The sequence below is a fragment of the Vibrio sp. 10N.222.46.A1 genome (genome assembly GCF_041473595.1).
Classification (GTDB): domain Bacteria; phylum Pseudomonadota; class Gammaproteobacteria; order Enterobacterales; family Vibrionaceae; genus Vibrio; species Vibrio tasmaniensis_A.
The window spans coordinates 1-286 of record NZ_JBFRSN010001162.1 but is presented as its reverse complement, the minus strand read 5'-3'; the positions used below and the strand labels follow the sequence as shown (position 1 = coordinate 286).

General features: G+C 44.4%; 1 pseudogene. It reads right to left on the bottom strand.

From position 1 onward, the window contains the following. Window positions 1-286: pseudogene (locus AB4496_RS24785) on the bottom strand (ABC transporter substrate-binding protein); the annotation flags it as partial.

Below are 286 nucleotides of genomic sequence, written 5' to 3'. Positions count from 1 at the left end.
ACCGCATACCGTAATTCCATCCTGCAAAGAAAACATCAGGGTTGGCATTAACTAACACCTCTAAAGAAGGATATTTCGGTGCGAGTTCCGGAATGCTTCCCTGGAGGCGATTAAATTCAGGGGTCGTTTTGTAGTACCCGCTAATACCGGTCACTCCGATCATATTCTCTTCAAGCCCGAGAGAAAATGCCATCTCAGACATATTGATATCGTGAGTGATTAAGGTTTTCGGCGCTTTATCTAAGGTAAGTGTAGAGTCGCAGTTTTCTACCGTAATTTGGGCTTG